21 protein-coding genes and 1 pseudogene are annotated in these 20,906 nt (G+C 57.9%); 14 read left to right on the plus strand and 8 right to left on the minus strand.

Features of this window, described 5'->3' with window-relative positions; genetic code table 11:
• Positions 1-34 precede the first annotated feature (34 nt).
• The 4 genes from AB5Y47_RS04115 to AB5Y47_RS04130 all read right to left on the minus strand — a co-directional run bounded on the left by AB5Y47_RS04115 (position 35) and on the right by AB5Y47_RS04130 (position 4,895).
• Positions 35-1,006 (minus strand): LysR substrate-binding domain-containing protein, encoded by a 972-nt coding sequence (locus AB5Y47_RS04115; RefSeq protein ID WP_029313477.1) that lies wholly within the window; start codon positions 1,004-1,006, stop codon positions 35-37.
• A gap of 153 nt (positions 1,007-1,159) precedes the next feature.
• Positions 1,160-1,888 carry a glutamine amidotransferase gene (locus AB5Y47_RS04120; protein ID WP_043153559.1) on the minus strand — a complete coding sequence of 243 codons (729 nt, stop codon included), beginning with the start codon at positions 1,886-1,888 and terminating at the stop codon, positions 1,160-1,162.
• 83 nt (positions 1,889-1,971) lie between these two features.
• On the minus strand, positions 1,972-3,468 hold the full coding sequence (locus AB5Y47_RS04125; RefSeq protein WP_039039524.1) for a CoA-acylating methylmalonate-semialdehyde dehydrogenase: 1,497 nt from the start codon (positions 3,466-3,468) through the stop codon (positions 1,972-1,974).
• Positions 3,469-3,566: 98 nt separating this feature from the next.
• Positions 3,567-4,895, minus strand: coding sequence for an aspartate aminotransferase family protein (locus AB5Y47_RS04130; RefSeq protein WP_045522440.1), 1,329 nt, complete (start codon positions 4,893-4,895; stop codon positions 3,567-3,569).
• 171 nt (positions 4,896-5,066) lie between these two features.
• Here AB5Y47_RS04130 and AB5Y47_RS04135 point away from each other — a divergent pair, with 171 nt between their 5' ends.
• The 6 genes from AB5Y47_RS04135 to AB5Y47_RS04160 all read left to right on the plus strand — a co-directional run bounded on the left by AB5Y47_RS04135 (position 5,067) and on the right by AB5Y47_RS04160 (position 10,257).
• On the plus strand, positions 5,067-5,609 hold the full coding sequence (locus AB5Y47_RS04135; protein ID WP_010672493.1) for a cupin domain-containing protein: 543 nt from the start codon (positions 5,067-5,069) through the stop codon (positions 5,607-5,609).
• A 250-nt stretch (positions 5,610-5,859) separates the two neighbouring features.
• Entirely contained in the window at positions 5,860-7,356 is a 1,497-nt protein-coding gene (locus AB5Y47_RS04140) for an aldehyde dehydrogenase (RefSeq protein WP_041212149.1), read from the plus strand.
• Between the two features lie 124 nt (positions 7,357-7,480).
• Entirely contained in the window at positions 7,481-7,654 is a 174-nt protein-coding gene (locus AB5Y47_RS04145) for a hypothetical protein (protein ID WP_010672491.1), read from the plus strand.
• Positions 7,655-7,776: 122 nt separating this feature from the next.
• Positions 7,777-8,673 (plus strand): EamA family transporter RarD, encoded by an 897-nt coding sequence (gene rarD / locus AB5Y47_RS04150; protein ID WP_039039527.1) that lies wholly within the window; start codon positions 7,777-7,779, stop codon positions 8,671-8,673.
• Positions 8,674-8,729: 56 nt separating this feature from the next.
• Complete coding sequence (locus tag AB5Y47_RS04155) at positions 8,730-9,533, plus strand: AraC family transcriptional regulator (protein ID WP_247631842.1); 804 nt, start codon at positions 8,730-8,732, stop codon at positions 9,531-9,533.
• An 85-nt stretch (positions 9,534-9,618) separates the two neighbouring features.
• Entirely contained in the window at positions 9,619-10,257 is a 639-nt protein-coding gene (locus tag AB5Y47_RS04160; RefSeq protein WP_010672488.1) for a LysE family translocator, read from the plus strand.
• Between the two features lie 53 nt (positions 10,258-10,310).
• On the opposite strand, the gene AB5Y47_RS04165 is transcribed toward AB5Y47_RS04160, so the two are convergent.
• Positions 10,311-10,976, minus strand: coding sequence for a chromophore lyase CpcT/CpeT (locus AB5Y47_RS04165; protein WP_041212148.1), 666 nt, complete (start codon positions 10,974-10,976; stop codon positions 10,311-10,313).
• 198 nt (positions 10,977-11,174) lie between these two features.
• Between AB5Y47_RS04165 and AB5Y47_RS04170 the strand changes: the two genes are divergently transcribed.
• Both AB5Y47_RS04170 and AB5Y47_RS04175 read left to right on the plus strand, forming a co-directional pair.
• The gene (locus AB5Y47_RS04170) at positions 11,175-11,618 is read left to right on the plus strand and encodes an SRPBCC family protein (protein WP_151027786.1); all 444 of its coding nucleotides are present in this window, start codon (positions 11,175-11,177) and stop codon (positions 11,616-11,618) included.
• 127 nt (positions 11,619-11,745) lie between these two features.
• Entirely contained in the window at positions 11,746-12,402 is a 657-nt protein-coding gene (locus tag AB5Y47_RS04175) for a DUF3313 domain-containing protein (RefSeq protein WP_043153569.1), read from the plus strand.
• A gap of 60 nt (positions 12,403-12,462) precedes the next feature.
• Here AB5Y47_RS04175 and AB5Y47_RS04180 read toward each other — a convergent pair whose 3' ends face one another.
• Complete coding sequence (locus tag AB5Y47_RS04180; RefSeq protein ID WP_223954211.1) at positions 12,463-12,963, minus strand: DUF1993 domain-containing protein; 501 nt, start codon at positions 12,961-12,963, stop codon at positions 12,463-12,465.
• A gap of 290 nt (positions 12,964-13,253) precedes the next feature.
• Here AB5Y47_RS04180 and ydfZ point away from each other — a divergent pair, with 290 nt between their 5' ends.
• Positions 13,254-13,451: a putative selenium delivery protein YdfZ gene (gene ydfZ, locus AB5Y47_RS04185; protein WP_010672483.1), complete on the plus strand. Its 198-nt coding sequence runs from the start codon at positions 13,254-13,256 to the stop codon at positions 13,449-13,451.
• A 100-nt stretch (positions 13,452-13,551) separates the two neighbouring features.
• Here the strand turns inward: ydfZ and AB5Y47_RS04190 are convergent, their stop codons facing one another.
• Entirely contained in the window at positions 13,552-13,893 is a 342-nt protein-coding gene (locus AB5Y47_RS04190) for an SH3 domain-containing protein (RefSeq protein WP_223954210.1), read from the minus strand.
• A 237-nt stretch (positions 13,894-14,130) separates the two neighbouring features.
• On the opposite strand from AB5Y47_RS04190, the gene AB5Y47_RS04195 reads away from it, so the two are divergent.
• The 5 genes and pseudogenes from AB5Y47_RS04195 to AB5Y47_RS04215 all read left to right on the plus strand — a co-directional run bounded on the left by AB5Y47_RS04195 (position 14,131) and on the right by AB5Y47_RS04215 (position 19,289).
• Positions 14,131-14,916: a hypothetical protein gene (locus tag AB5Y47_RS04195; RefSeq protein WP_266109845.1), complete on the plus strand. Its 786-nt coding sequence runs from the start codon at positions 14,131-14,133 to the stop codon at positions 14,914-14,916.
• Positions 14,917-15,193: 277 nt separating this feature from the next.
• Positions 15,194-16,087, plus strand: a complete 894-nt coding sequence (locus AB5Y47_RS04200; protein ID WP_368219868.1) for a LysR family transcriptional regulator — start codon at positions 15,194-15,196, stop codon at positions 16,085-16,087.
• 171 nt (positions 16,088-16,258) lie between these two features.
• Positions 16,259-16,489 (plus strand): annotated as a pseudogene (locus AB5Y47_RS04205) (hypothetical protein); the annotation flags it as partial.
• A gap of 141 nt (positions 16,490-16,630) precedes the next feature.
• A complete protein-coding gene (locus tag AB5Y47_RS04210) occupies positions 16,631-18,373 on the plus strand; it encodes a thymidylate synthase (RefSeq protein ID WP_368219870.1) in 1,743 nt (580 codons plus the stop codon).
• Positions 18,360-19,289 carry a hypothetical protein gene (locus AB5Y47_RS04215; protein ID WP_368219872.1) on the plus strand — a complete coding sequence of 310 codons (930 nt, stop codon included), beginning with the start codon at positions 18,360-18,362 and terminating at the stop codon, positions 19,287-19,289. Before AB5Y47_RS04210 ends, AB5Y47_RS04215 begins: the two co-directional genes overlap by 14 nt.
• Before the next feature lie 9 nt (positions 19,290-19,298).
• On the opposite strand, the gene AB5Y47_RS04220 is transcribed toward AB5Y47_RS04215, so the two are convergent.
• A complete protein-coding gene (locus AB5Y47_RS04220) occupies positions 19,299-20,384 on the minus strand; it encodes an ImmA/IrrE family metallo-endopeptidase (RefSeq protein WP_368219874.1) in 1,086 nt (361 codons plus the stop codon).
• Between the last annotated feature and the right edge of the window lie 522 nt (positions 20,385-20,906).

Genomic DNA, 20,906 nt, shown 5'->3' on the forward strand with positions numbered 1-20,906 from the left:
ACCCCGGGGTGCCGGCACAGAAACGGAAGCGGGATCAGTAGACGGGCAGCTCCACCCCTGACAGCAGCTCGTCGATGCGAGCCTGGGTCGGCTGCTGCATCACGTTCTGGATCATCTCCTTGGTGAGATGGGGGGAGAAGGAGCTGATGAAGTCATACATGTAGTTCTGCAAGAGGATGCTCTTGCTGAAGCAGATCTGGGCCGGGCAGGGCTCGAACAGGTGCTCCAGATTGATGGCCACGAGGCCGGGGGCATCGCTATCGTTGGCTACCAGGGAGGAGATGATGCCGATGCCAAAGCCCAGCTCCACGTAGCGCTTGATGACGCCGGCATCCATCACCGTCATGTAGTAGTTGGGAGTGAGGCCGGCCGCCTGGAACACCTTGTCCTGCACCTGACGCCCGGTGGCGCCGCTCTCGTAGCTCAGGATGGGATACTGGCAGAGCTGCTCCAGGGTCGGCTTCTTCACCTTGGCCAGGGGGTGCTCCTGGGGCACCACCAGGGAGAGGGTCCAGAGGTAGGCGGGCAGTGCGATCAGCTCCTTGTCGAAGCCTATCTCGTGGGCCACGATGGAAAAATCCGAGTATCCCTTGCTGATCTGTTCCTTGGTGGCGGACATCACAGGATGCAGGTGGAACGAGATCTTGGGGTACTTTTTGGTGAAGTAGGTGACGCTTTTCGGCAGCAGGTAGCGGGCGATGGTGTGGGTGGTGTGGATGTTGAGGGTGCCCACGGTCGGATCCAGGTACTCCCGGGAGATGGCCTTGATCTTGCTCTCGATATTGAGCATGGCCTCGGCACACTTGATGATCTCCTCCCCCACCGGGGTGATCCGGTGCAGGTGCTTGCCGCGGCGCTCGAAGATGCGCACCCCCAGCTCGCTCTCCAGCAAGCCGATCTGCTTGCTCACCCCAGGCTGGCTGGTATAGAGCGCATCGGAGGCAACGGAGACGTTGAGATTGTGGTCCCGCACCGCGATCAGATACTTCAACTGCTGTAGTTTCAAGGTTGCCCCCTCACAGACTGACGCGGCGCTCGTCGATGGACTAGGCCGCCAAAAATGGCGGCCAGTGTATCATCCGGACTGGGCATATCGCCGCTTGATCCTTCATTTTGCTACAAAATCTAGCATCAGCGCGGTGGATATGACAAACGGGGTTCAGCGCGCGTCGGCCCCGATCGGCAGGATGCCGAGGAACTGCAGCAGCCACTGCATCATGGTGGCGGAATCCACCTCCCCTTCCAGGGAAGAGAGACTGCTCTGGTAATGTGCATCGGGCAGCCTGTCCCGTCGCCGCTCGATCAGGGCCCGGTTGTACGCCACCGAGAATTCCGGGTGCCCCTGGATGGCGACGATGTGATCCCCCTGCAGGAACATGAAGTTGGGGCAGAAGTCGTTGCCCGCGAGCAGGGTCGCCCCTGGCGGAAGCTGCTCCACCTGATCCTGGTGGCTTGCCAGGATGCGGATGGTGTCCAGACCCGGCGCCATCCAGGGTTTTGTCGTCTGCATGGCATGGACCGACACCCCCAGCCCCCACCCCTTGGTGGACTTCATTACCTCCCCTCCCAGCGCCTGGGCGATCACCTGGTGGCCGAAGCAGACCCCGGCCAGCTTGACGTTGGCATCGTGGGCCCGGCGGATCCAGTCGCGCAGCGCCAGGATCCAGGGGATGTCGCTGTAGGCATCGTGACGCGAGCCGGTAATGAGCCAGGCATCACATTCGGTCAGATCCAGGGGCAGATCGCCGTCGAGGGCGGACCAGACCCGAAATTCCAGCTCGGGGGCCAACGCCCGGAAACCCTTGATAAACATCTCGGAGTAAACGGGACCAAAATCCCCCACCAAATCGGGGTCCAGCCGGTCACAATCGAGAATACCCAGTCGCATCTGTTACTCCTTGACAGAAGCGCCCCCGCAGACCGGCGGCCTGCGGGGGCAAGAGATTAAAGCCATTGCAGCGAGCCGGCGGCTCACTTCATGGTCGGCATGGAGAACTCGGCGCCGGCGCGCAGGCTCTGGGGCCAGCGGGCGGTCACCGTCTTCATCCGGGTGTAGAAGCGCACCCCATCCGGCCCGTGCATGTTGAGCGGCCCGAAGATGGACCGTTTCCAGCCACCGAAGCTGTGAAACGCCATGGGCACCGGAATGGGAACGTTCACCCCTACCATACCGACCTGAACCCGCGTGGTGAAGTCCCTTGCGGTATCTCCGTCACCGGTGAAGATGGCGGTGCCATTGCCGTACTCGTGTTCGTTGATGAGGCGCAGGGCCGTCTCGTAGTCCGGGGCCCGCACGATGGCGAGCACGGGGCCGAAGATCTCCTCCCGGTAGATGCGCATCTCGGGGCCGACCCGATCGAACAGGCTGCCCCCGATGAAGTAGCCCTCGCCATGGCTCAGGCCCCGGCCATCCACCACCAGCTCGGCCCCCTCGGCCACTCCCTGATCCACGTAGCCGCGCACCTTGGCCAGGTGTTCCCGGCTGATGAGGGGCCCCATCTCGTTCTCCGGACTCTGACCGAGACCGGGGCCGACCCGAAGGGCCGCCACCAGGGGCGAGAGCTTCGCCACCAGGGCATCGGCGGTCTCGTCACCCACCACCACGGCCACCGAGATCGCCATGCAACGCTCGCCCGCCGCGCCATAGGCGGCCCCCATCAGGGCGGAAACCGCCTGATCCAGATTGGCATCCGGCATGACCACCATGTGGTTCTTAGCGCCGCCCAGGGCCTGCACCCGCTTGCCGTGAGCCGAGGCGGTGGCATAGATGTACTGGGCGATGGGGGTGGAGCCGACAAACGACACGGCACCGACCCTCGGGTCGGTCAGCAGCACGTCCACCACCTCCTTGTCGCCGTTGACCACGTTGAGCACCCCGTCCGGCAGGCCCGCCTGCTTGAGCAGTTCGGCCATGCGCAGAGAGAGGGACGGATCCTTCTCCGAGGGCTTGAGGATGAAGGTGTTGCCGCAGGCCAAGGCCACCGGGAACATCCAGAGCGGCACCATGGCAGGGAAGTTGAACGGGGTGATGCCGGCGCAGACCCCCACCGGCTGCATCATGGAGTGACTGTCCACCCCGCGGCCCACGTTGAGAGAGTGCTCCCCCTTGAGCAGGTGGGGAATGCCGCAGGCAAACTCCACCACCTCCAGCCCCCGGGTCAGCTCCCCCTGGGCGTCGGAGAAGACCTTGCCGTGCTCGCGGCTGATGAGCTGGGCCAGCTCGTCCCTGTGCTGCTCCATCAGCTCCTTGAAGCGAAACAGCACCCGGGCCCGCACCAGCGGCGGGGTCTGGGACCACTCCCCAAAGGCGCGCTCGGCGCAGGCAATCGCCTCGGCACACTCATCGGCCGTGCTGAGAACGACGGAGCCCTGCTGCTGGCCGGTGGCCGGATTGAAGATGGCACCGAAACGCTCGCTGCGACTCTCGGTCGTCTCGCCGTCGATGAAGTTGTCGATCCTGTAACTCATAAATCCTCCGTGATGGGTCATCCGTCCTCCCCTCGCCGCGCCGGGGCAGCACAGGGGGATGACGCCCGGGACGAGCGCCATCCTGTGTGATGTGGGGGTCAGTCCTGGGCCTGCAGGGCGTCCTGCAGCAGGGTGAAGAGATCGTCTATCTGGCTGCGCTCGATGATGAGGGGAGGCGACAGGGCGATGATGTCGCCGGTCACCCGGATAAGCGCCCCCTTCTCGAAACAGCGCACGAACACCTCGTAGGCCCGCTTGCCCGGTGCATCGGGCATGGATTCGAGCTCAATGCCCGCCACCAGGCCGTAGTTGCGCACGTCCTTCACGTGCTTGCAGCCCTTGAGGGAATGGGCAGCCTCCTCCCAGTAGCCCGCCAGCTCGGCTGCCCGGGTCAGCAGATTTTCGCTCCGGTAGATCTCGAGGGTGGCCAGACCCGCCGCCGCCGCCACCGGGTGGCCGGAGTAGGTGTAGCCGTGGAACAGCTCGATGGCCCCCTTGCCCGCCGCCATCATGTCGTCATAGATATGGTTTTGCACCAGCACGGCCCCCATGGGGATGGCGCCGTTGGTGAGCCCCTTGGCGCAGGTGATCATGTCGGGGATGACGTCGAACTCCTGGGCGGCGAAGGGGGAGCCGAGGCGGCCGAAACCGGTGATCACCTCGTCAAAAATCAGCAGGATGCCGTGTTTGGTACAGATCTCCCGCAGCCGCTTGAGATAGCCCTTGGGGGGCATGATGACCCCGGTGCTGCCGGCGATGGGCTCGACGATGACCGCCGCGATGTTGCTGGCGTCGTGCAGGAAGACAATCTTCTCCAGTTCATCGGCCAGGGTGAGGTCTTCTGCTGGCAATCCCTTAGTGAACGCATTTTTCCCTATGTTGAGGGTGTGGGGCAGATGATCCACCCCGGTCAGCAGGGAGCCGAACCACTTGCGGTTGCCGGGAATGCCCCCCACCGAGATGCCGCCAAAACCCACCCCGTGGTAGCCGCGCTCGCGGCCGATGAGCCGGGTACGGGTCCCCTGGCCGCGAGCCCGCTGCCAGGCCAGCGCAATCTTGAGCGCGGTGTCCACGGACTCCGATCCGGAGTTGGTATAAAAGACGTGACCGAATCCCTTGGGGGCGATCTCCACCAGCCGGTTGGCCAGCTCGAACGGCAGGGGGTGGCCCATCTGGAAGGTGGGGGCAAAATCGAGGTGGGAGATCTGCTGGGAGACCGCCTCGGCGATCTCGCGCCGACCATGGCCTGCGTTGCAACACCAGAGTCCGGCAGTGCCATCCAGTATCTTGCGGCCATCCTCTGAGTGATAATACATCCCCTCTGCCGACTTCAGGATGCGCGGCGCCGCCTTGAATTGCTGGTTGGCGGTGAACGGCATCCAGAATGCGGACATGTCGGGGGTATTGATGTCGCTGACAGGTTTCATGGTCACCTCATCCTTAAGGCGTTTAGTAACACCCGGCTCATGCCTATTAAATTAAACACCTGAATCCATAAAAAAGGGCTTTTATCGCCCGGCTTGGTGTCACCCCTCAGGGGTGGTATAAGATATTTAACACAATTTTAATAATAGTAAACAGTCAAGGAGTGTCTATCGATGGATATCGGTCACCGCCTCAAGGCGGTTCGCACCAAGGCGGCCCTCTCCCAGCGCGAGCTGGCAAAACGCTCCGGTGTGACCAACGGCTTTATCTCCCAGATCGAGAAAAATCAGGTGAGCCCCTCGGTGGCCTCCCTGCGCAAGGTGCTGGAAGGCATCCCCATGTCATTGGCCAGCTTCTTCACCGACGAGACGGAGATGGATTCCGAGGTGATCTTCCGTGCGGACGACATGCCGGATCTCGGCACCCACCCCATCAGCTACCGTCTGGTGGGTCACAGCCGCGCCAACCGCGCCATCGGCATGATGCAGGAGATACTGCCCCCGGGCGCCGACACCGGTGACGACATGCTGAGTCACGAAGGGGAAGAGTGCGGCATCGTCATCCGGGGTCAGGTGGAAGTCACGGTAGGCGAGCAGGTTCACCTGCTGGCACCGGGGGATGGCTACTACTTCGACAGCCGCACTCCCCACCGTTTTCGCAACGTGGGGGATCAGGAGTGCGTGCTGATCTCCGCCAACACGCCCGCCAGCTTCTGACGGGCCTTCTCCCGGAACAGCCCGCCGGGATCCCCCCTGCCCGGCCCAGGGATCAGGCCAGCGACACGGGCTCCCGCCCCGCCGCGCGACCCCCGACACCACAGGCCAGGGCCCCCGGTTTGACCCGCCGTTGGCCCGGGTTGTTCGGGGTCAGTGTTTAATGAATTGTTACAAGATGGATTTACAAGCGGCAGGATGTTTAGCATATTGATACGCGGAGACTGACTTTCTGCCGGTTCAAGGAGTGAACATGAGTGACCTGACCCTGGCCCAGTGGCAACACAAGGCCGCCCATCTGACCCTGCCCTCGCAAGCCTTTATCGACGGCACCTACCGGGATGCCGTCAACGGCGCCACCTTCGATTGCATCAATCCGGCCAACGGCCAACTGCTGACCAAGGTCGCCTCCTGCGACGCCGCCGATGCCGAGCTGGCGGTCAAGGCGGCCCGTGCCGCCTTCGACGACAAGCGCTGGTGCGGCCTCTCTCCCAAGCAGCGCAAGCTCATCATGCAGCGCTTCGCCGAGCTGATGCGCCTGAACCTGGTGGAGCTGGCACTGCTGGAGTCCCTGGATATGGGCAAGCCCATCGGCGACGCCATGGGGTATGACGCCCCCGCCGCCGCGAACTGCATCGCCTGGAACGCCGAGGCGATAGACAAGATCTACGATCAGGTCGCCCCGGTGGAAGAGTCCGCCCTGGCCCTGGTGACCCGCGAGCCCCTCGGTGTCGTGGCTGCCATCGTGCCCTGGAACTTCCCCCTGGTGATGGCCTGCTGGAAGCTGGGCCCGGCGCTCGCCACCGGTAACTCGGTGATCCTCAAACCCTCCGAGAAATCCCCCCTCACCGCCTTGCGCATCGCGGGTCTGGCGAAGGAGGCGGGCATCCCCGACGGCGTGTTCAACGTGCTGCCGGGCTTTGGTCACACCGTGGGCGAGGCGCTGGCCATGCACATGGACGTCGACTGCATCACCTTCACCGGCTCCACCAAGATCGGCAAGCATCTGGTGCAGTGCTCCGGGAAATCCAATCTGAAACGCGCCTTTATGGAGTGCGGCGGCAAGAGTCCCAACATCGTGCTGGCGGATGCACCGGATCTGGACGCCGCCGCCAGAAGCGCCGTCGGCGCCATCTTCTACAACCAGGGGGAAGTGTGCACCGCCGCCTCCCGCCTGCTGGTGCAAAACAGCATCAAGCCCCAGTTCATGGAGCGGCTGCTGGCCCACGCCCGCGAATGGATCTCGGCCAACCCGCTCGACCCCACCACCCGCATCGGCGCCATGGTGGACCACATCCAGATGGAGCAGGTCCTCAACTACATCGCCATCGGCCAGCAGGAGGGCGCCAAGCTGCTGCTGGGAGGCAAGCGCACCCAGCCCGAGGAGGGCGGCTACTATATCGAGCCCACCATCTTTGACGACGTGACCCCGACGATGCGCATCTTCCGCGAGGAGATCTTCGGCCCCGTGCTGGCGGTGACCGGCTTCGACACCCTGGAAGAGGCCATCGCCCTTGGCAACGACACCGACTACGGCCTGGCGGCCGCTATCTGGACGGCGGATCTCAACCAGGCGGTGAAGGGGTCGCGCGCCCTGCGCGCCGGCACCGTCTTCGTCAACAACTGGGATGGCGGCGACATGACCATGCCGTTTGGCGGCTTCAAGCAGTCCGGCAACGGGCGCGACAAGTCCCTGCACGCCCTGGAGAAGTACACCGAGCTGAAAAGCACCTGGATCCAGCTCGAATAACGTCATAAATGACGCTTATCAACAAAACAGGGGGAGAAATCCCCCTTTCTCATTTTTACTCTTTTATCCCCTCGCTCAATCGATATAATCGTCAAATAGCAAGCCATTAAATTTAAAGATAAAAATGCTGTTTTTTCTGGGAAGTGTACTGTTTCTGGTGGTGGGACTGCCGCTGCTGTTCTTCGTGCTGGGTCAGGGGGAAGCCTATGTCACCTGGGGCCCCTGGATCTCCGCCATCGCCCTCATGCTGTGGCTGCTGATGGACGTGGAGAAGATCCGCCGCGGGGGCGGTCGCTGAAGTCGCTCCTGCTGTTAAAATCCCGTCAGACCCATTTATTGTCTTCTTTCCCTGCAGAAGGATCGCTACACTGACTTTTTGCGATGTTTCCCGACATCCGCACTCCAGTGAAGGTTATCCGCATGCAACAACAGATCCAGCGCCAGGGCGTCCTCTATGCCCTCGGCGCCTACACCCTTTGGGGCCTGGCACCCATCTACTTCAAGTCCCTCTCCGCCGTGCCGGCCGCCGAGATCCTGACCCACCGCATGATCTGGTCCTGCGCTCTGTTGATGGTGCTGGTGCTGCTCGGACGCCAGTGGCACAAGGTGCAGGCGGTGCTGCGCCAGCCCAAGGTGCTGCTCACCCTGGCCTTCACCTCCGTCACCGTCGGCGGCAACTGGCTGCTGTTCATCTGGGCCATCAACAACGGCCACATGCTGGATGCGAGCCTGGGCTACTACATCAACCCCCTGTTCAACGTGCTGCTCGGCATGGTGTTTCTGAGCGAGAAGCTGCGCCGCCTGCAGTGGTGGGCGGTGGGGCTCGCCTTTGTCGGTGTTGCCGTCCAGCTCATCGCCTTCGGCTCCCTGCCCTGGATAGCCCTGGTGCTGGCCTCGAGCTTCGCCATCTACGGCCTCATTCGCAAGAAGCTGGCCCTGGACGCCCTCACCGGCCTGCTCATCGAGACCCTGATCATGCTGCCGCCGGCCGCCTTCTATCTGTGGGGCATCGCCGACAGCCCCACCAGCCACCTCACCCAGAATGACTGGCACCTGAACCTGCTGCTCATCGCCGCGGGCGCCGTCACCACGGCCCCCCTGCTCTGCTTCACCGCGGCGGCCACCCGGCTCAAGCTCTCCACCCTGGGCTTCTTCCAGTACATAGGCCCCAGCCTGATGTTCATCCTGGCGGTGACCCTGTATGGCGAGGCGCTGGCGCTGGACAAGATGATCACCTTTGGCTGCATCTGGAGCGCCCTGGTGCTGTTCAGCCTGGATGGCCTGCGCAGCGGCAAGCGGCGCCAGGAGGTCGGCTGAGGCGCCGGCGCAATAATCTACAAGCCAAGGGGCCGCTTTCGGGGTATCAATAGGGGATGAACGCACCCCAATCCCGCATCCACTACTGGCAATCCCGGCTGCTGCCGGGGGTTGAACTCTCCCACTCCCACCACAGGGAGTTCAGCTATGGCCGCCACGTGCATCTGGACTACCACATCGGTCTGGTGCAGCGGGGCGGCCAGAAGTTCATCCACAAGGGGAACAGCCACAACCTGGTGCGCGGCGAACTCTCCACCGTCAACCCGGACGAGATGCACGACGGCCTCAGCCTGCTGCCGGAAGGGTACGAGGTGCGGGTCTTCTCCATCGCCCCCGAGCAGCTGGCCCGCTGGCTGCCGGAACACCCCGAGCCCTTTTTCCACCAGGGATTGCAGAGCCGCCCCGACCTCTATCAGGGCTTTGCTCGCCTGCACATGCACCTGGACAGCCCCGCCCCCGACGGCCTGCTGGCGGAGAGCCAGTTGCTGGCCCTGCTGGGCGAACTGTTCCGGCTCGCCCCCGAGCGCCACGCCCTGGCGGACCCCCAGCTCAGGTACCTGCGCGACTATCTGATGGCCCGGCTGGATGAGCGCCACAGTCTGGAGGATCTGGCCGCCCTGTTCGGGCTGGATCGCTTCGCCTTTCTGCGCCAGTTCAAGAAGAAGACCGGCATGACCCCCTACGCCTGGCTCAAGCGGTTGAGGCTCGAGCAGAGCAAGCGCCTGCTCGGCAGCGGCCTGCCGGTGAGCGAGGTGGCGCTGGCAGTCGGTTTCTTCGATCAGAGCCACTTCCACCACGGTTTTCGTCAGGCGTTCGGCCTCACCCCGGCGGAGTATCGCCAGCAGATGCTGCCCGCCTGAATCACCGCCGCTGCAATCTTTTACAATCTCCCGTCCCCCGTCCTGCCCCATGCTGTCACCTCCATACCGCTGTCGGAGGTCTTTTATGTTCACCAGCCTGTTTCTGACCCTGGGTCTCGTCCACCTCGTCGCTCTGGCGAGCCCGGGCCCGGATTTCGCACTCATCCTGCGCACCAGCCTGCACAGGCCCACCGCCCTCGGAGCGGCCCTTGGCATCGCCCTCGCCATCCTGCTCCACGCCACCCTGAGCCTGACCGGCATCAGCCTGCTGATCGCAAGCCAGCCCTGGCTCTTTCTCGCCGTGAAACTGGTGGGTGCCCTCTATCTGGGCTGGCTGGGCTGGGGGGCGCTGAAGGCGGCCTGGCAGGGAAGCGGGGATCTGGCGCTGCGCGCCGGGGGCGAGCGGCCGGGCTGGCGCAAGGGGGTGAAGAGCGGGCTGGCCACCAATCTGCTCAACCCCAAGGCGATGCTGTTCTTCATGGGACTGCTGGCCGCCATGGTGACGCCCCAGGTGGATGGCCTGACCCGGGGATTGCTGATCCTGGAGCTGTTCCTGCTCTCCCTCGTCTGGTTCAGCGCCCTGGCCTGGAGCCTCTCCACCCCCCGCGCCCAGCACCTGCTCGGCCGCATCCAGCGCCCGCTCAACCTGATGACAGGCCTGCTGTTTGGCGCGGTCAGCCTCTCCATCCTGGTGGATCTGCAGGGGCACTGGCCAGCGGCCTGACCGGCACGTCCTTGTTGGCGGCAAGCAGGGAGGGGCCTTGACGGACGGCTCGACTACTCCCCGCGCCGCATCCCCTTGCGCAGGTAGACGTAACCCTCCCCCGGGCTGCCCCAGCGCTGATGGGCGCCGTTGTCATAGGCCCTGTCCAGCAGCCGGACACTGTCCGGGCCGATCCAGAGGTACTGCACCAGGGTGGTGGCACCGCCAAAATCGGTGGCGCAATGCCCGACCCGGGTCTGCCCCTTGTACTCCCCGCCCGGCTGGCGGGTCAGCCAGATCTCGCACCCTTCGCGCAGGGAGAGTTGCTGCGGGGTGAGGGAGTCGAGCAGCTCGGGCCGACGCCAGGCGCCGGCAAAATCCGTGGCCCTCGGCATGGTCAGTTCGGCCATCAGGATGCGGCCATCGGGCAGGGAGGAGAAGCGGTAGATGCGCTGGCGAAACGGTCGCTGCGCCCGCTCGGTCAGAAACTGCTCCGCATAGACCCAGCGAAAGGGGCCCTCCCCGGGCCAGATCTCCACCAGCCGCAGCTCGGCGCTGGTGAAGCGGGCATCGAAGGTGGCCTGCTCCTGGCTGGAAAACTCCCCCGAGAACCAGGAGAGCAGGGGCTCCAGCCTCCCCTGCGTGGCATGGGGGCCGGGGGCCGTCACGAAGGGGACGGGCGCCGCCCAGATCAGGCTGGCGTAAAACAGCCCCAGCAGGGCCGCCATCAGCTGTGTCATCGAATCCTTCCGAGTCGCTTGCATGGCGGCGATTATATGAGCGAACGGTGACAATAACCTCTATCTTGATCAACTCCTTGAAGAGAAAACGAAAAATCCTCTCTGCAGGCGAAAGGAGGCGACGCACCCCCGCAGGCCACGGGGATGACGGCTATCCTTGCTGCGACCCGTCCCTGTTGCCGCCAAGAGGAGTCCCCCATGAACACAGTCACCCTGCACCGCGTACTCAAGGCCCCGCCGATGCGGGTATACAGAGCCTTTATCGAGCCGGACGCCCTGGCCAAATGGCTGCCCCCCCATGGCTTCACCTGCAAGGTGGCGGCACTGGAGGCCCGGGTCGGCGGCACCTTCAGTATGTCGTTCACGAATTTCGGCACCGGCCACACCCACGCCTTCGGCGGCGAGTATCTCGCGCTGGAGCCGGGCAAGCGCATCCGCTACACCGACCGCTTCGACGACCCCAACCTGCCGGGGGAGATGCAGGTCACCATCACCCTCACCCAGGTGCTGTGCGGCACCGATCTCGCCATCGAACAGGCGGGTATTCCGGCGCTCATCCCGGTGGAGATGTGCTACCTCGGCTGGCAGGAGTCCCTGATGCAGCTCGCCACCCTGGTGGAGCCCGAGATCCCCGCCGAGTGACCCGACACGGGGGCTCCCCCGGTAGCCCCCACACAGATACCCCTTGTGAGAGAGGGGCCTGATCAGGTATCTCTGTGGGCAGGGCGGGCTGCGTTCTTGCAGCGACCATCCACCGCCAGGAGCCCCCATGAAACGAGTCTTGATGATGACCATGGCCGCCGCCCTGCTGGGCGGGTGCGCCGTGAAGAACCAGGTCACCCACAGCCTGCAGGCGATTCCGCTGACGGCCTTCCAGCAGAGTGAAAGCAACCCCAATCAGCGCATCTACAAGGAGCCCGGCGTAGATCTGCGCCAGTACCATCAGGTGCTGCTCGATCCCTTGCAGTTCATCCGCCAGGAGAACGGCCAGTGGTACCTGCTGACCGCCAACGAGCAGAACGAGATCGGCCGCTACTACCACGCCACCTTCCAGCGCGAACTGATGAGCCACGGCGTCAAGATTGCCACCGAACCCGGTCCCGGCGTGATGCGGGTGCAGGCGGCCATCACCAACTTCGACCTGACCCGGCCCGACCCCAAGCTGCGGGATCTGCTGCCCGCCAAGATCGCCATCAACGTCACCCGCGAGGTGATAGGCAAGGAGCCCTATCTGCTCAAGGTGGGCAGCATGGCCCAGTTGCTCGACGCCCAGAGCGGCAAGCTGCTGGTGCGGGTGATGGACGCGCGCGAGAGCCCGGACACCACCCACAAGGATTCCCCCATCACCGCCCTGGAGATGGAGAAGATGATCGATCAGTGGGCCGCAAGTCGCGCCAAACAACTGGCCGACAATCTGGGGCGCTGAGCCGGGCCGAAAACGACAAAGCCTGCCAGGGGGCAGGCTTTGTCGTCGCTGAAGCGCGGCTTATTGCAGGTTCAGACCGCCCAGGTAATCCCGCTTGCCCAGATCCACCCCGGCCTGGCGCAGCAGGGCATAGGTCATGGTGAGGTGGAAGTAGAAGTTCGGGATGCCGTACTCATGCACGCAGCTGTGGCCGTCCATCCCCTTGCCGCCCGCCCAGTAGGGGTAGTAGTGGCCGCTCGCATACTGGCTGAAATCGGCGTCCAGCTTGCCTTGCAGGTAGGTGAGGGTCTTGGCCACGTGGGCGCGCAGATCCGCCATGGTCTTGGGATCATCCCCCAGCACCGGCGGCTCGCTCAGGCTGGCGGTGGCCACCACGGCGCGGGCGCTGTCACAGCAGATCAGCACCTGCTTGCTCAGGGGCAGCATGTCGACGATGAGGCGCTCATTGAAGAAGTTGTCCACGTTGAATTTCTTCGCCTCGGCGTGGGCCTCGGCCTTGGCCAGACACTGGTCCAGGTTGGTCAGCATCTTGATGAACTGGGCTGCGATATCACGATTCATAATGCACTCTCGGTTGGTTGAAGGCAGTAAAACGAGCGGCTCCACTATAGCGCATCCCCCTTGCAGTTCGAGCCCGAGGGGGTGAAAAGCGAGGGCGTCCTCCCTGCCCTGCGACAGGCAGTGGCGATCACCGGCGGGCTGCGAGGCCAGAGCGCCATACCCCGTCGCCGCACCGAGTCCCTCTTTCCCCTTTTTTTGATCTGTGACAGGCATCTCGTTTTTCGAGGGGCGTAGTCTGGAGCCCGTTGCCCCGGCACGGGCCGGGGCACCCATCCCACAAGGAGAATGCCATGAAGATCTACGATCGAAACCGCAATGTGCTGACCCTGGGCCAACGGGTGATGATTGCCGCCACCGGCGCGGTCGACACCCTCAAGGAGGCGCACACCGACAACCTGACCCCCTATGAGGCGGAACATGAGAAGTGCGTGCTGCTGACGAACAGCCAGGAGCGCTACGCCCCCATCGAGTTGATTAGACTAGGCTGATCCCGTTTCCCGTCACCCTACTCTTTACAATTCACCCGGCCGCCGCGCCCCGTCAGTGGCCGGGTTTCTGCTCTCTACTCCTTCTCCGAGCCGCTGCACCTTATGAGGGCGAGGCGATGCAGCTTGCCGGTATCCAGCCTGATTGCCCCGCTTCGTTGTGAACCCAGAGCCAGCCTGCCAGCTCCCGATCCACTCGAACCCGCTCCCCCGCCGCCACGTCCAGCTCCCGGGCGGTATAGTCCTGGCGCGCCTGCGCCTCCTCGGCGCTGATCGGGGTCAGCATGGACAGGGGCGCCCACCCCTCGTTGCCGTCTGCGGTAAAGGTGCGCACCCAGCCCGGGAACTCGTCGTCCTCGTGGCCGATGCGCACCCGCTCTCCGGCCCGAAAGGCGATGGGATTGGGGTAACAGGTGTGGTGCGCCGTGGTGATCAACGCCAGCATTGTCTCTTCCTCCGACAGGTTCTGTTTGGTGACGCCCCGAGTCATACCACAAGCCGGGCCCCGTTGCGTCAACCGGGCTCACACCCTCTGGCAGAGGGCGATCTACCCCAGGGCGGGCCGACGGCTCTGATCCCCACGATTCATTACTACCAGTGAATTTTCATATCATTCGAGTGTCATTTCAGTGAACACATCACCGCCCTAGACTGCTTCTCGAACCTTAACGAGGAGTCTTGTATGAAACTCACCCATATCCCGTTGCTGGCCGGCACCCTCGCCTCGGCCTTCTCTTTCAACACCTTCGCCGGTGACATCGTCTCGGTGCAGTTCAGCGATGGCCGCCCCGCCGTGACCGGGGTCGAAGCGGTCAACAACGCGCTCAACCCCATCGGCGTCAACGTGGTCACCGTCGACATTCCCGAGGCCGCCAGGCCCCTGCTTGAAGCCTCCCACCGCCGCGCCCTGACCAAAGCGGAGCACGGCGCCCTGATCTCGGCCTTCAACCTGAGTCAGGGAGAACTGCTGGAGCAGGCCAGGCTCGCAGGGCGCGCGCCTGCGGTGCAAGGGGGCGGCGTCGCCACCGAAGAGACCGGCGTCGGCCCCTACCCCAAGGTCTATGACCTGATGGCGCTGGACGAGCGCACCCGCAGCGCCGTGCTCGGCAAATATGGCCGCATGCACGTCAACTCCGCCGAGGACGGCACCGACATCGACGAGGTGATGACGGTGGTCAGCGGCGGCCCCTTCCGCTGGGGCTTTACCCTCAAAGACGGCAGCATCGCCCGCTTCCAGATAGACAAGGTGGGCCTTGAGGACAAGGCCGTGCGGATCAGCTATCACGGGCTCGGCATGCACGCCGGGTTGATGGATGCAAAACAGGGGCTGCTGGTGGCCTTCGCCCACGGACCCAGAGCGTTCACCATGCGCTACCAGGCCGACGTGCCCCACGCCCAGCTGCTCGGCACCAACCCCTGGGCCGATGTCGGCATCACCCTGCCCCCCGCCCCTGGCAAGGTGCAGTAAGCCGGTGCGTGCCATCTGGCGGCGGGGCCCGGGCCCTGCCGCCTGCTTTTATGCCTGCCGTCACGGGCCGGGGAGCCCGGGGCTCATCGCCTCTCTTTCGTCTGCGTCTCTGCCGGGCCCGCCACGCCCGGAGGGCCATGATCCGGACCGGTCTGCCACGGGCAACTCTCTGTCTGGCGGGGGATGGGGGGTGGACACCCCGGGGATCCGCACTATTGTGATAAAAGTGCGCAATGATGGCGCCATCATTTACCAGTAGTGAATTAACGGGGGCAGGATGAACAAGATCACGGCGCTGAACGTCTTTCGCCGGGTGGTGGAAATGGGCACCTTCAGGGCGGCGGCGGACGACCTGCGCCTCTCCCAGGCGGCGGTCAGCAAGAACATCAACGAGCTGGAGGCCTTTCTCGGCATCGCCCTCATCAACCGCACCACCAGGCGGCTGAGCGTCACCGAAGCCGGCATGGCCTATTACGGCCAGATATGCGCCGTGCTGGACAGCCTGGAGGCCGCCGACCAGTCCATCATGGCCGCCTCCTTCACCCCCAGGGGCAGGCTGAGGATCGGCATGCCCATGTCCTACGGGCTGATCCGCCTCAATCCCCTCGTCTGCGCCTTCCAGCGCCGCTATCCGGAAATCGGCATCGAGGTGATCCTGAGCGACGCCTACATGGATCTGGTGGATCAGGGGCTGGACGTGGTGATCCGGGGGGCTGGCACCCTGGAGGACTCCACCCTGCGCGCCAAACCCCTGTGCGAGGTGCAGCGGGTGCTCTGCGCCGCCCCCGACTACCTGAAGGAGGCGGGCCAGCCTGCCCACCCGGCGGATCTCAAGGGCCACAACTGCCTGCGCTACAGCCTCTCCTCCTCCCCCAACAAGTGGTTCTTCACCCGGGACGCGGAGAGCGTGGCGGTGGAGCTGCCCCCCGCCAGCTTCTGCGCCAACAACGGCATCGCCCTGAAACAAGCGGCGGTGCAGGGGCTCGGGGTGATCCTGGTGCCGGATGAATTCGTGTCGGACGAACTGGCGGACGGCACCCTGGTCAGATTGCTCCCCGACTGGCAACCCGACCCCCACGCCCTGTTCGCCGTCTACCCCTTCCACAAGGAACAGTCCCGCAACGTGCGGCTCTTTATCGAATGTATCGTCAAGGCGTTTCAGCTGAGGTAAGTCAGACAGGCGGGAGCCTGGGACCCGCCTGTCTGACTTACCAATAACCTACGGACCTGCCCCATGCAGGTTAATTGTCGGAATATTGAATCCCGTCACATCGACGGCGGTTTGAGTGGTTGCCCGGCAACAAAGCCTCATGCGAACCTTTACTTTCCTCTCTTCCAACCAAAACAGAGGGCGCCGGGCAGCCGCATCTCTTACAAATCGGAGAACGATGCCACCCAGACCCTCAGTGCCGAGGCGGGCAAAAACTGTTGAGTTTGGCAGGAGGTCAAGATGGGTCTGCTGATGGCCCGCTCCAAGCTGAGTCAGGTCAGTGAGGAGGAAGACAAGCAAGGGGGAATGGGGAGTAAGTTGGATAAAAATGATCGGATGCTCTACCTAGAAAATAAGGCGTAGCCTCATCAGCTACAGAATGGTCAGAATGATCGGCACCTAAGAACTAGTCATAATTTGACAACGTTAAAAGCACCTTCATCGATACACTATTACAAGAGGCTATTCATGTATATATGTGGTGACAATCTTGATGATATATTGATGAAGTTATATAAAAAGCTTCAAGGGAAAGCTAATATAAGCCCATCAAAAGGGAAAGCAAGTGAAATTACTGGCGTATTAATCAGGATGAAAAACCCTCGAGCCAGACTAAGTCGAACAGAGGGAAGAGGGAAAGTATTTAGCGCTTTGGGCGAGTTGTTTTGGTATATGTCAGGCAGGAATGACTTGTCATTTATTCGCTATTACATACCAATGTATGATAAATTTTCCGATGATAACAAGACCATATATGGTGGATATGGCCCAAGGATTTTTGGCCCAAATGGACAGTTTGATCGAGTTATGTCATTACTTGCAGAGAAAAAAGATTCTCGCCAAGCCATAATTCAGATTTTTGATGCTGAAGATTTAAAAGAAAAGCATAATGACATTCCATGTACCTGCACACTACAATTCCTTTTGCGGAGAGATAAACTCTCTTTGATTGTGCACATGCGTTCAAATGATGTTTTCTTAGGGCTACCCCATGATATTTTTTCATTTACAATGATTCAGGAATATGCGGCCGCGAAATTAGAATGTGACATTGGTGATTATAAACATTTCGTAGGTAGTCTACATTTATATGACAAGAATAAGCCTCATGCTACACAGTATATATGTGAAGGATGGCAGGATGAATATCAGATGCCTCCGATGCCAGTTACGAACATAGCTCCAGACTTAGATGTAGTTCTAGAAAATGAACAAAAAATAAGATTGGGTGTAGATGTAAACATAGATGCTTTATCTATTAACACATATTGGAAAGATATTTTGTATCTTTTAGTGTATTTTCATGCAAAGAAACATGGGAAAGATGATTTCGTTATAAATTCAATCTTAGAAAAGATAGAAAATGAACAATATAAGATCTATATAAAATCGAAAGGAAACACGCCCACCCCATCAAAAGTACATTGCGATAAAACATATAAAAACATAACAAAAATGCTTGTCGACGCTTTGTATAACTCTACTTTGGCCAACACAGGAGTTATCTTAGATGGAAGCCCTATACCTGCCTTTGGTAACATCTCCACTGCGCAAGTAGCTACATTGGGATTAAATCCAAGTAATAATGAATTCTTTGATGACAATGGGAATGAGCTGGAAGGAGACGAGAGGCGTTTCCATACAAAAAAGTCATTGCAGATTAATGACTGGAGCGACCTTAATGATCAGAAATTAGATCTAATAATGGAAACCTGTAATTCATATTTTCTCAGAAAACCATACGATCGATGGTTTAGGCCATTAGATAACTTATTGCTTAAGTCTGGCTTTAGTTTTTATGGAGTGAATGGCAATGCATGCCATTTAGACCTTGTCCCTTTTGCCACCTATGAAAAATGGTCAGCACTTAATGTTAAAGAAAAAAAGCTACTATTATCAAGAACATCGTCATCATTAGGCGCCATAATAAAAAACTCAACTATAGGGTTATTAATATTAAATGGAAGGACTATTGTCGAGCAACTAAAGTTTATCTCTGACTTAGAACTAAATGAAACCTGTGTAGAGTCCTTATCCCTAAAAAGAAAGACAGGTAAAAACATTCATGGCTATGAGTACACAGGAAAACTGACGCACATATCAGGAATAGACATTGGAAGAACTATATATATATATGGATTTAACCATAATATACAAAGTAGTTTTGGTGTGACCAATAAAGTCAAAGATGAAATAAGTAATAGATTATGCAATTACTTGGGGGTATTGAAAAATGAAGGAAAGTGATCGAGCATTCGCTGAAAAGATCAGAGTTAAACTTATAAATCATAGTGGCAGTGTCAGGGAGCTAAAAGGAATTAACAATCCAAATAACTTAGACGTTTTATTGTTCCAGATAGTTGAAAGCAAGCGAAGAGTTGATTATGTAAAAATGCTAAATCAGCAAGAGATGAGTTATGAACGAGCAAATCCAAAAAGTGAAATGTTTGACCCTATAAAAGCTGCAGTATTAATGAGAAGAATAGGGGATATAAATGAAGCCTGTTGGTTAGCTTTTTTGGCAATTCATTTTGGAAAAAATTCAAAAAATCAATGGAGTCTGTCCAAAGGTGTATATGGTTCCCTTGATGATGAGATGATTTGGTCTTGGAAAAATGTTACATCCAATACAGATGAATTTATACAATGGTTATCAGACAACCATATAAAACTTGGAAGACTGGGTAAATTTGGCAACCATAGAAAGTATGAATCACTAAACCCAAAGAAGAGAAATTGGAATGGGGCAATAATCAAAAGCTATATTGATTGGGTTTGTTGTTTTGGTGATCATCTTGACCTAATAAAGACATTTGAAGAAAAGTCCATAAACGAAAAAGATCGGTTTAAGATGCTTTATAAGTCTATGAGCTCTGTATTAAGATTTGGCAGGACAGCAAAATTTGATTATTTAACTATGTTAGGAAAACTTGACATAATGGATATTGAAGCTGATTCAACTTACATGTCGGAAGCAACCGGCCCCAAAAGAGGGGCAAATCTACTATTTTTTGGTACAAGAACGAGTAGTTATAGTCCTGAGCTTCTAGAGAAATGGATATCGGACTTAGATATAGATTTGAATATAGGTATGCAAATAATTGAAGACTCACTATGTAATTGGCAGAAAAGCCCAAATGAATTTATTAAATTCAGGGGGTGAGGATTATACCTATAGCCATTCAAACTTTGTCTTGAGACGGTTTAAATGGCTATATGGAATGATATTTTTTTTCTGTAATTGACCGACAACAATTCCTGGTGATATTCCTATTTCTCTAGCAAAACGTAAAACTAGTCGTCCATCATTAGCTATTTCATACAACTTGCCATTATATTCTTTTGGAATTAAAAGATATTTTGAAAAGTCATTTGCTTCCTGTTCAACTTTCTCATTAATATCAACAGTATCATCATCAATAAATGTCAAATTATTATCATGCAAGATCAAATGACCCGCTTCATGGAAAAAAGTAAACCAAAAATGATCATCAGATAGATGACGAAAGCTCATAATTATCATAGCCTTGTCATTGCTAATAAACTTAGTAGCACCACTTGCCTTACAACCAGTCGGTGCCCTAACAATAACCACAGCAACACCACATGAAGCACAAGCCTCTTGCAACTTAGGCACAAAAACAGAGGGTGATTTCTCTCTAGTTAATTTTCTAATCCATGGAAGTATAGAGATAAATAAACTTTTATCCCATGAATTGCATTCTATACGCTTAGAAAGCACTTCTCCCTGCCTGATCCAAGCATCGAGCGCGCCTTGCACAGAAATAAAGTGTTGAGATGTTTTAAAGGCTACTGTTGAATGCTTATTTTGATAATCTTTTTTCCATTCATCGAGATTATCAACACCAAAAAAGTCAAGGCAATATATAAACTCTTGGAACTGAGAGATAGTTTTCGGTAACCATCCAAGCTTTACCATTTCTTTTGTAGGTAAGGAGGAAAGCCAATACTTTTTACTGTGTTCTAGTTCCTGGTTAACTCTAGCTAGAGCTTCACAATACTGCTTTTCTCGCTCTAACCAAAAAGATTGTGATGCCCCCAAAACGACAGACAATTTTTCTGCCAAAGCAGAATTAATCCTAAGCTTCCCGTCAAGGAGCTGCTTTGCGTTTAGTTCGGATAAATTTAGAAGACTCTTAAAATCAAGAAATGATATATCCCTCTCACCTAATATATCGCTTATTGTATCTCCAGGAGGACTTATCCAGTTAGGAGAATAACTATCTAGTGCATTCATATTCTTTGAATCCTAAGAATCTTAATACGGTCTACTTTTGACCAGTCAACCTTCCCTGTAGAGAGTATAGGTGTAATTTGATGGGATGAGCTAAAAATAAGAGAGTATCCATCACATAGGTCTATCATATACTCACCAGGAGGGAGTGCATTGCATTCTCTTGGGTTACCTGCTAGGAGATCATGCAAATTTGAAACTGCACGCAAGTCTGCAAGCCTACGTATCAACATATTAACTACATGTCTCGGTAGAGTCTGCTGAGCAAAGACCTCTTTGTTACAGACATTACGAATCTGTTCGCTCTCATAAGATAAGACCATCGTCATTTATATCAATATATCCCTATTATAATTGACTGGCTTCATGTCTAGTGAGGATACATTATTCTTCCGCCATTGATAAAGCAATGTTTATACGTTTTATCCAAAAGTGAGCATAACACCTTAAGATTCGGATAGAACTTAAATCATCGTTTAAGATCTATTAAAATATTATGTTAGCTGTAAGAGATTAGAGATGTAG

This window comes from Aeromonas sp. R7-2, assembly GCF_040908105.1.
Taxonomy (GTDB): Bacteria; Pseudomonadota; Gammaproteobacteria; order Enterobacterales; family Aeromonadaceae; genus Aeromonas; species Aeromonas caviae.

What these genes read in the sequence shown, in the direction of transcription:
- AB5Y47_RS04120 (WP_043153559.1), bottom strand. Translation starts at nt 1,888, where the DNA reads ATGCGACTGGGTATTCTCGATTGTGACCGGCTGGACCCCGATTTGGTG.
- AB5Y47_RS04195 (WP_266109845.1), top strand. Translation starts at nt 14,131, where the DNA reads ATGAAACTCACCCATATCCCGTTGCTGGCCGGCACCCTCGCCTCGGCC.
- AB5Y47_RS04135 (WP_010672493.1), top strand. Translation starts at nt 5,067, where the DNA reads ATGGATATCGGTCACCGCCTCAAGGCGGTTCGCACCAAGGCGGCCCTC.
- rarD (WP_039039527.1), top strand. Translation starts at nt 7,777, where the DNA reads ATGCAACAACAGATCCAGCGCCAGGGCGTCCTCTATGCCCTCGGCGCC.
- AB5Y47_RS04175 (WP_043153569.1), top strand. Translation starts at nt 11,746, where the DNA reads ATGAAACGAGTCTTGATGATGACCATGGCCGCCGCCCTGCTGGGCGGG.
- AB5Y47_RS04155 (WP_247631842.1), top strand. Translation starts at nt 8,730, where the DNA reads ATGAACGCACCCCAATCCCGCATCCACTACTGGCAATCCCGGCTGCTG.
- AB5Y47_RS04160 (WP_010672488.1), top strand. Translation starts at nt 9,619, where the DNA reads ATGTTCACCAGCCTGTTTCTGACCCTGGGTCTCGTCCACCTCGTCGCT.
- AB5Y47_RS04145 (WP_010672491.1), top strand. Translation starts at nt 7,481, where the DNA reads ATGCTGTTTTTTCTGGGAAGTGTACTGTTTCTGGTGGTGGGACTGCCG.
- AB5Y47_RS04125 (WP_039039524.1), bottom strand. Translation starts at nt 3,468, where the DNA reads ATGAGTTACAGGATCGACAACTTCATCGACGGCGAGACGACCGAGAGT.
- AB5Y47_RS04180 (WP_223954211.1), bottom strand. Translation starts at nt 12,963, where the DNA reads ATGAATCGTGATATCGCAGCCCAGTTCATCAAGATGCTGACCAACCTG.
- AB5Y47_RS04190 (WP_223954210.1), bottom strand. Translation starts at nt 13,893, where the DNA reads ATGCTGGCGTTGATCACCACGGCGCACCACACCTGTTACCCCAATCCC.
- AB5Y47_RS04140 (WP_041212149.1), top strand. Translation starts at nt 5,860, where the DNA reads ATGAGTGACCTGACCCTGGCCCAGTGGCAACACAAGGCCGCCCATCTG.
- AB5Y47_RS04170 (WP_151027786.1), top strand. Translation starts at nt 11,175, where the DNA reads ATGAACACAGTCACCCTGCACCGCGTACTCAAGGCCCCGCCGATGCGG.
- AB5Y47_RS04210 (WP_368219870.1), top strand. Translation starts at nt 16,631, where the DNA reads ATGAAGTTATATAAAAAGCTTCAAGGGAAAGCTAATATAAGCCCATCA.
- AB5Y47_RS04200 (WP_368219868.1), top strand. Translation starts at nt 15,194, where the DNA reads ATGAACAAGATCACGGCGCTGAACGTCTTTCGCCGGGTGGTGGAAATG.
- ydfZ (WP_010672483.1), top strand. Translation starts at nt 13,254, where the DNA reads ATGAAGATCTACGATCGAAACCGCAATGTGCTGACCCTGGGCCAACGG.
- AB5Y47_RS04215 (WP_368219872.1), top strand. Translation starts at nt 18,360, where the DNA reads ATGAAGGAAAGTGATCGAGCATTCGCTGAAAAGATCAGAGTTAAACTT.
- AB5Y47_RS04130 (WP_045522440.1), bottom strand. Translation starts at nt 4,895, where the DNA reads ATGAAACCTGTCAGCGACATCAATACCCCCGACATGTCCGCATTCTGG.
- AB5Y47_RS04220 (WP_368219874.1), bottom strand. Translation starts at nt 20,384, where the DNA reads ATGAATGCACTAGATAGTTATTCTCCTAACTGGATAAGTCCTCCTGGA.
- AB5Y47_RS04165 (WP_041212148.1), bottom strand. Translation starts at nt 10,976, where the DNA reads ATGACACAGCTGATGGCGGCCCTGCTGGGGCTGTTTTACGCCAGCCTG.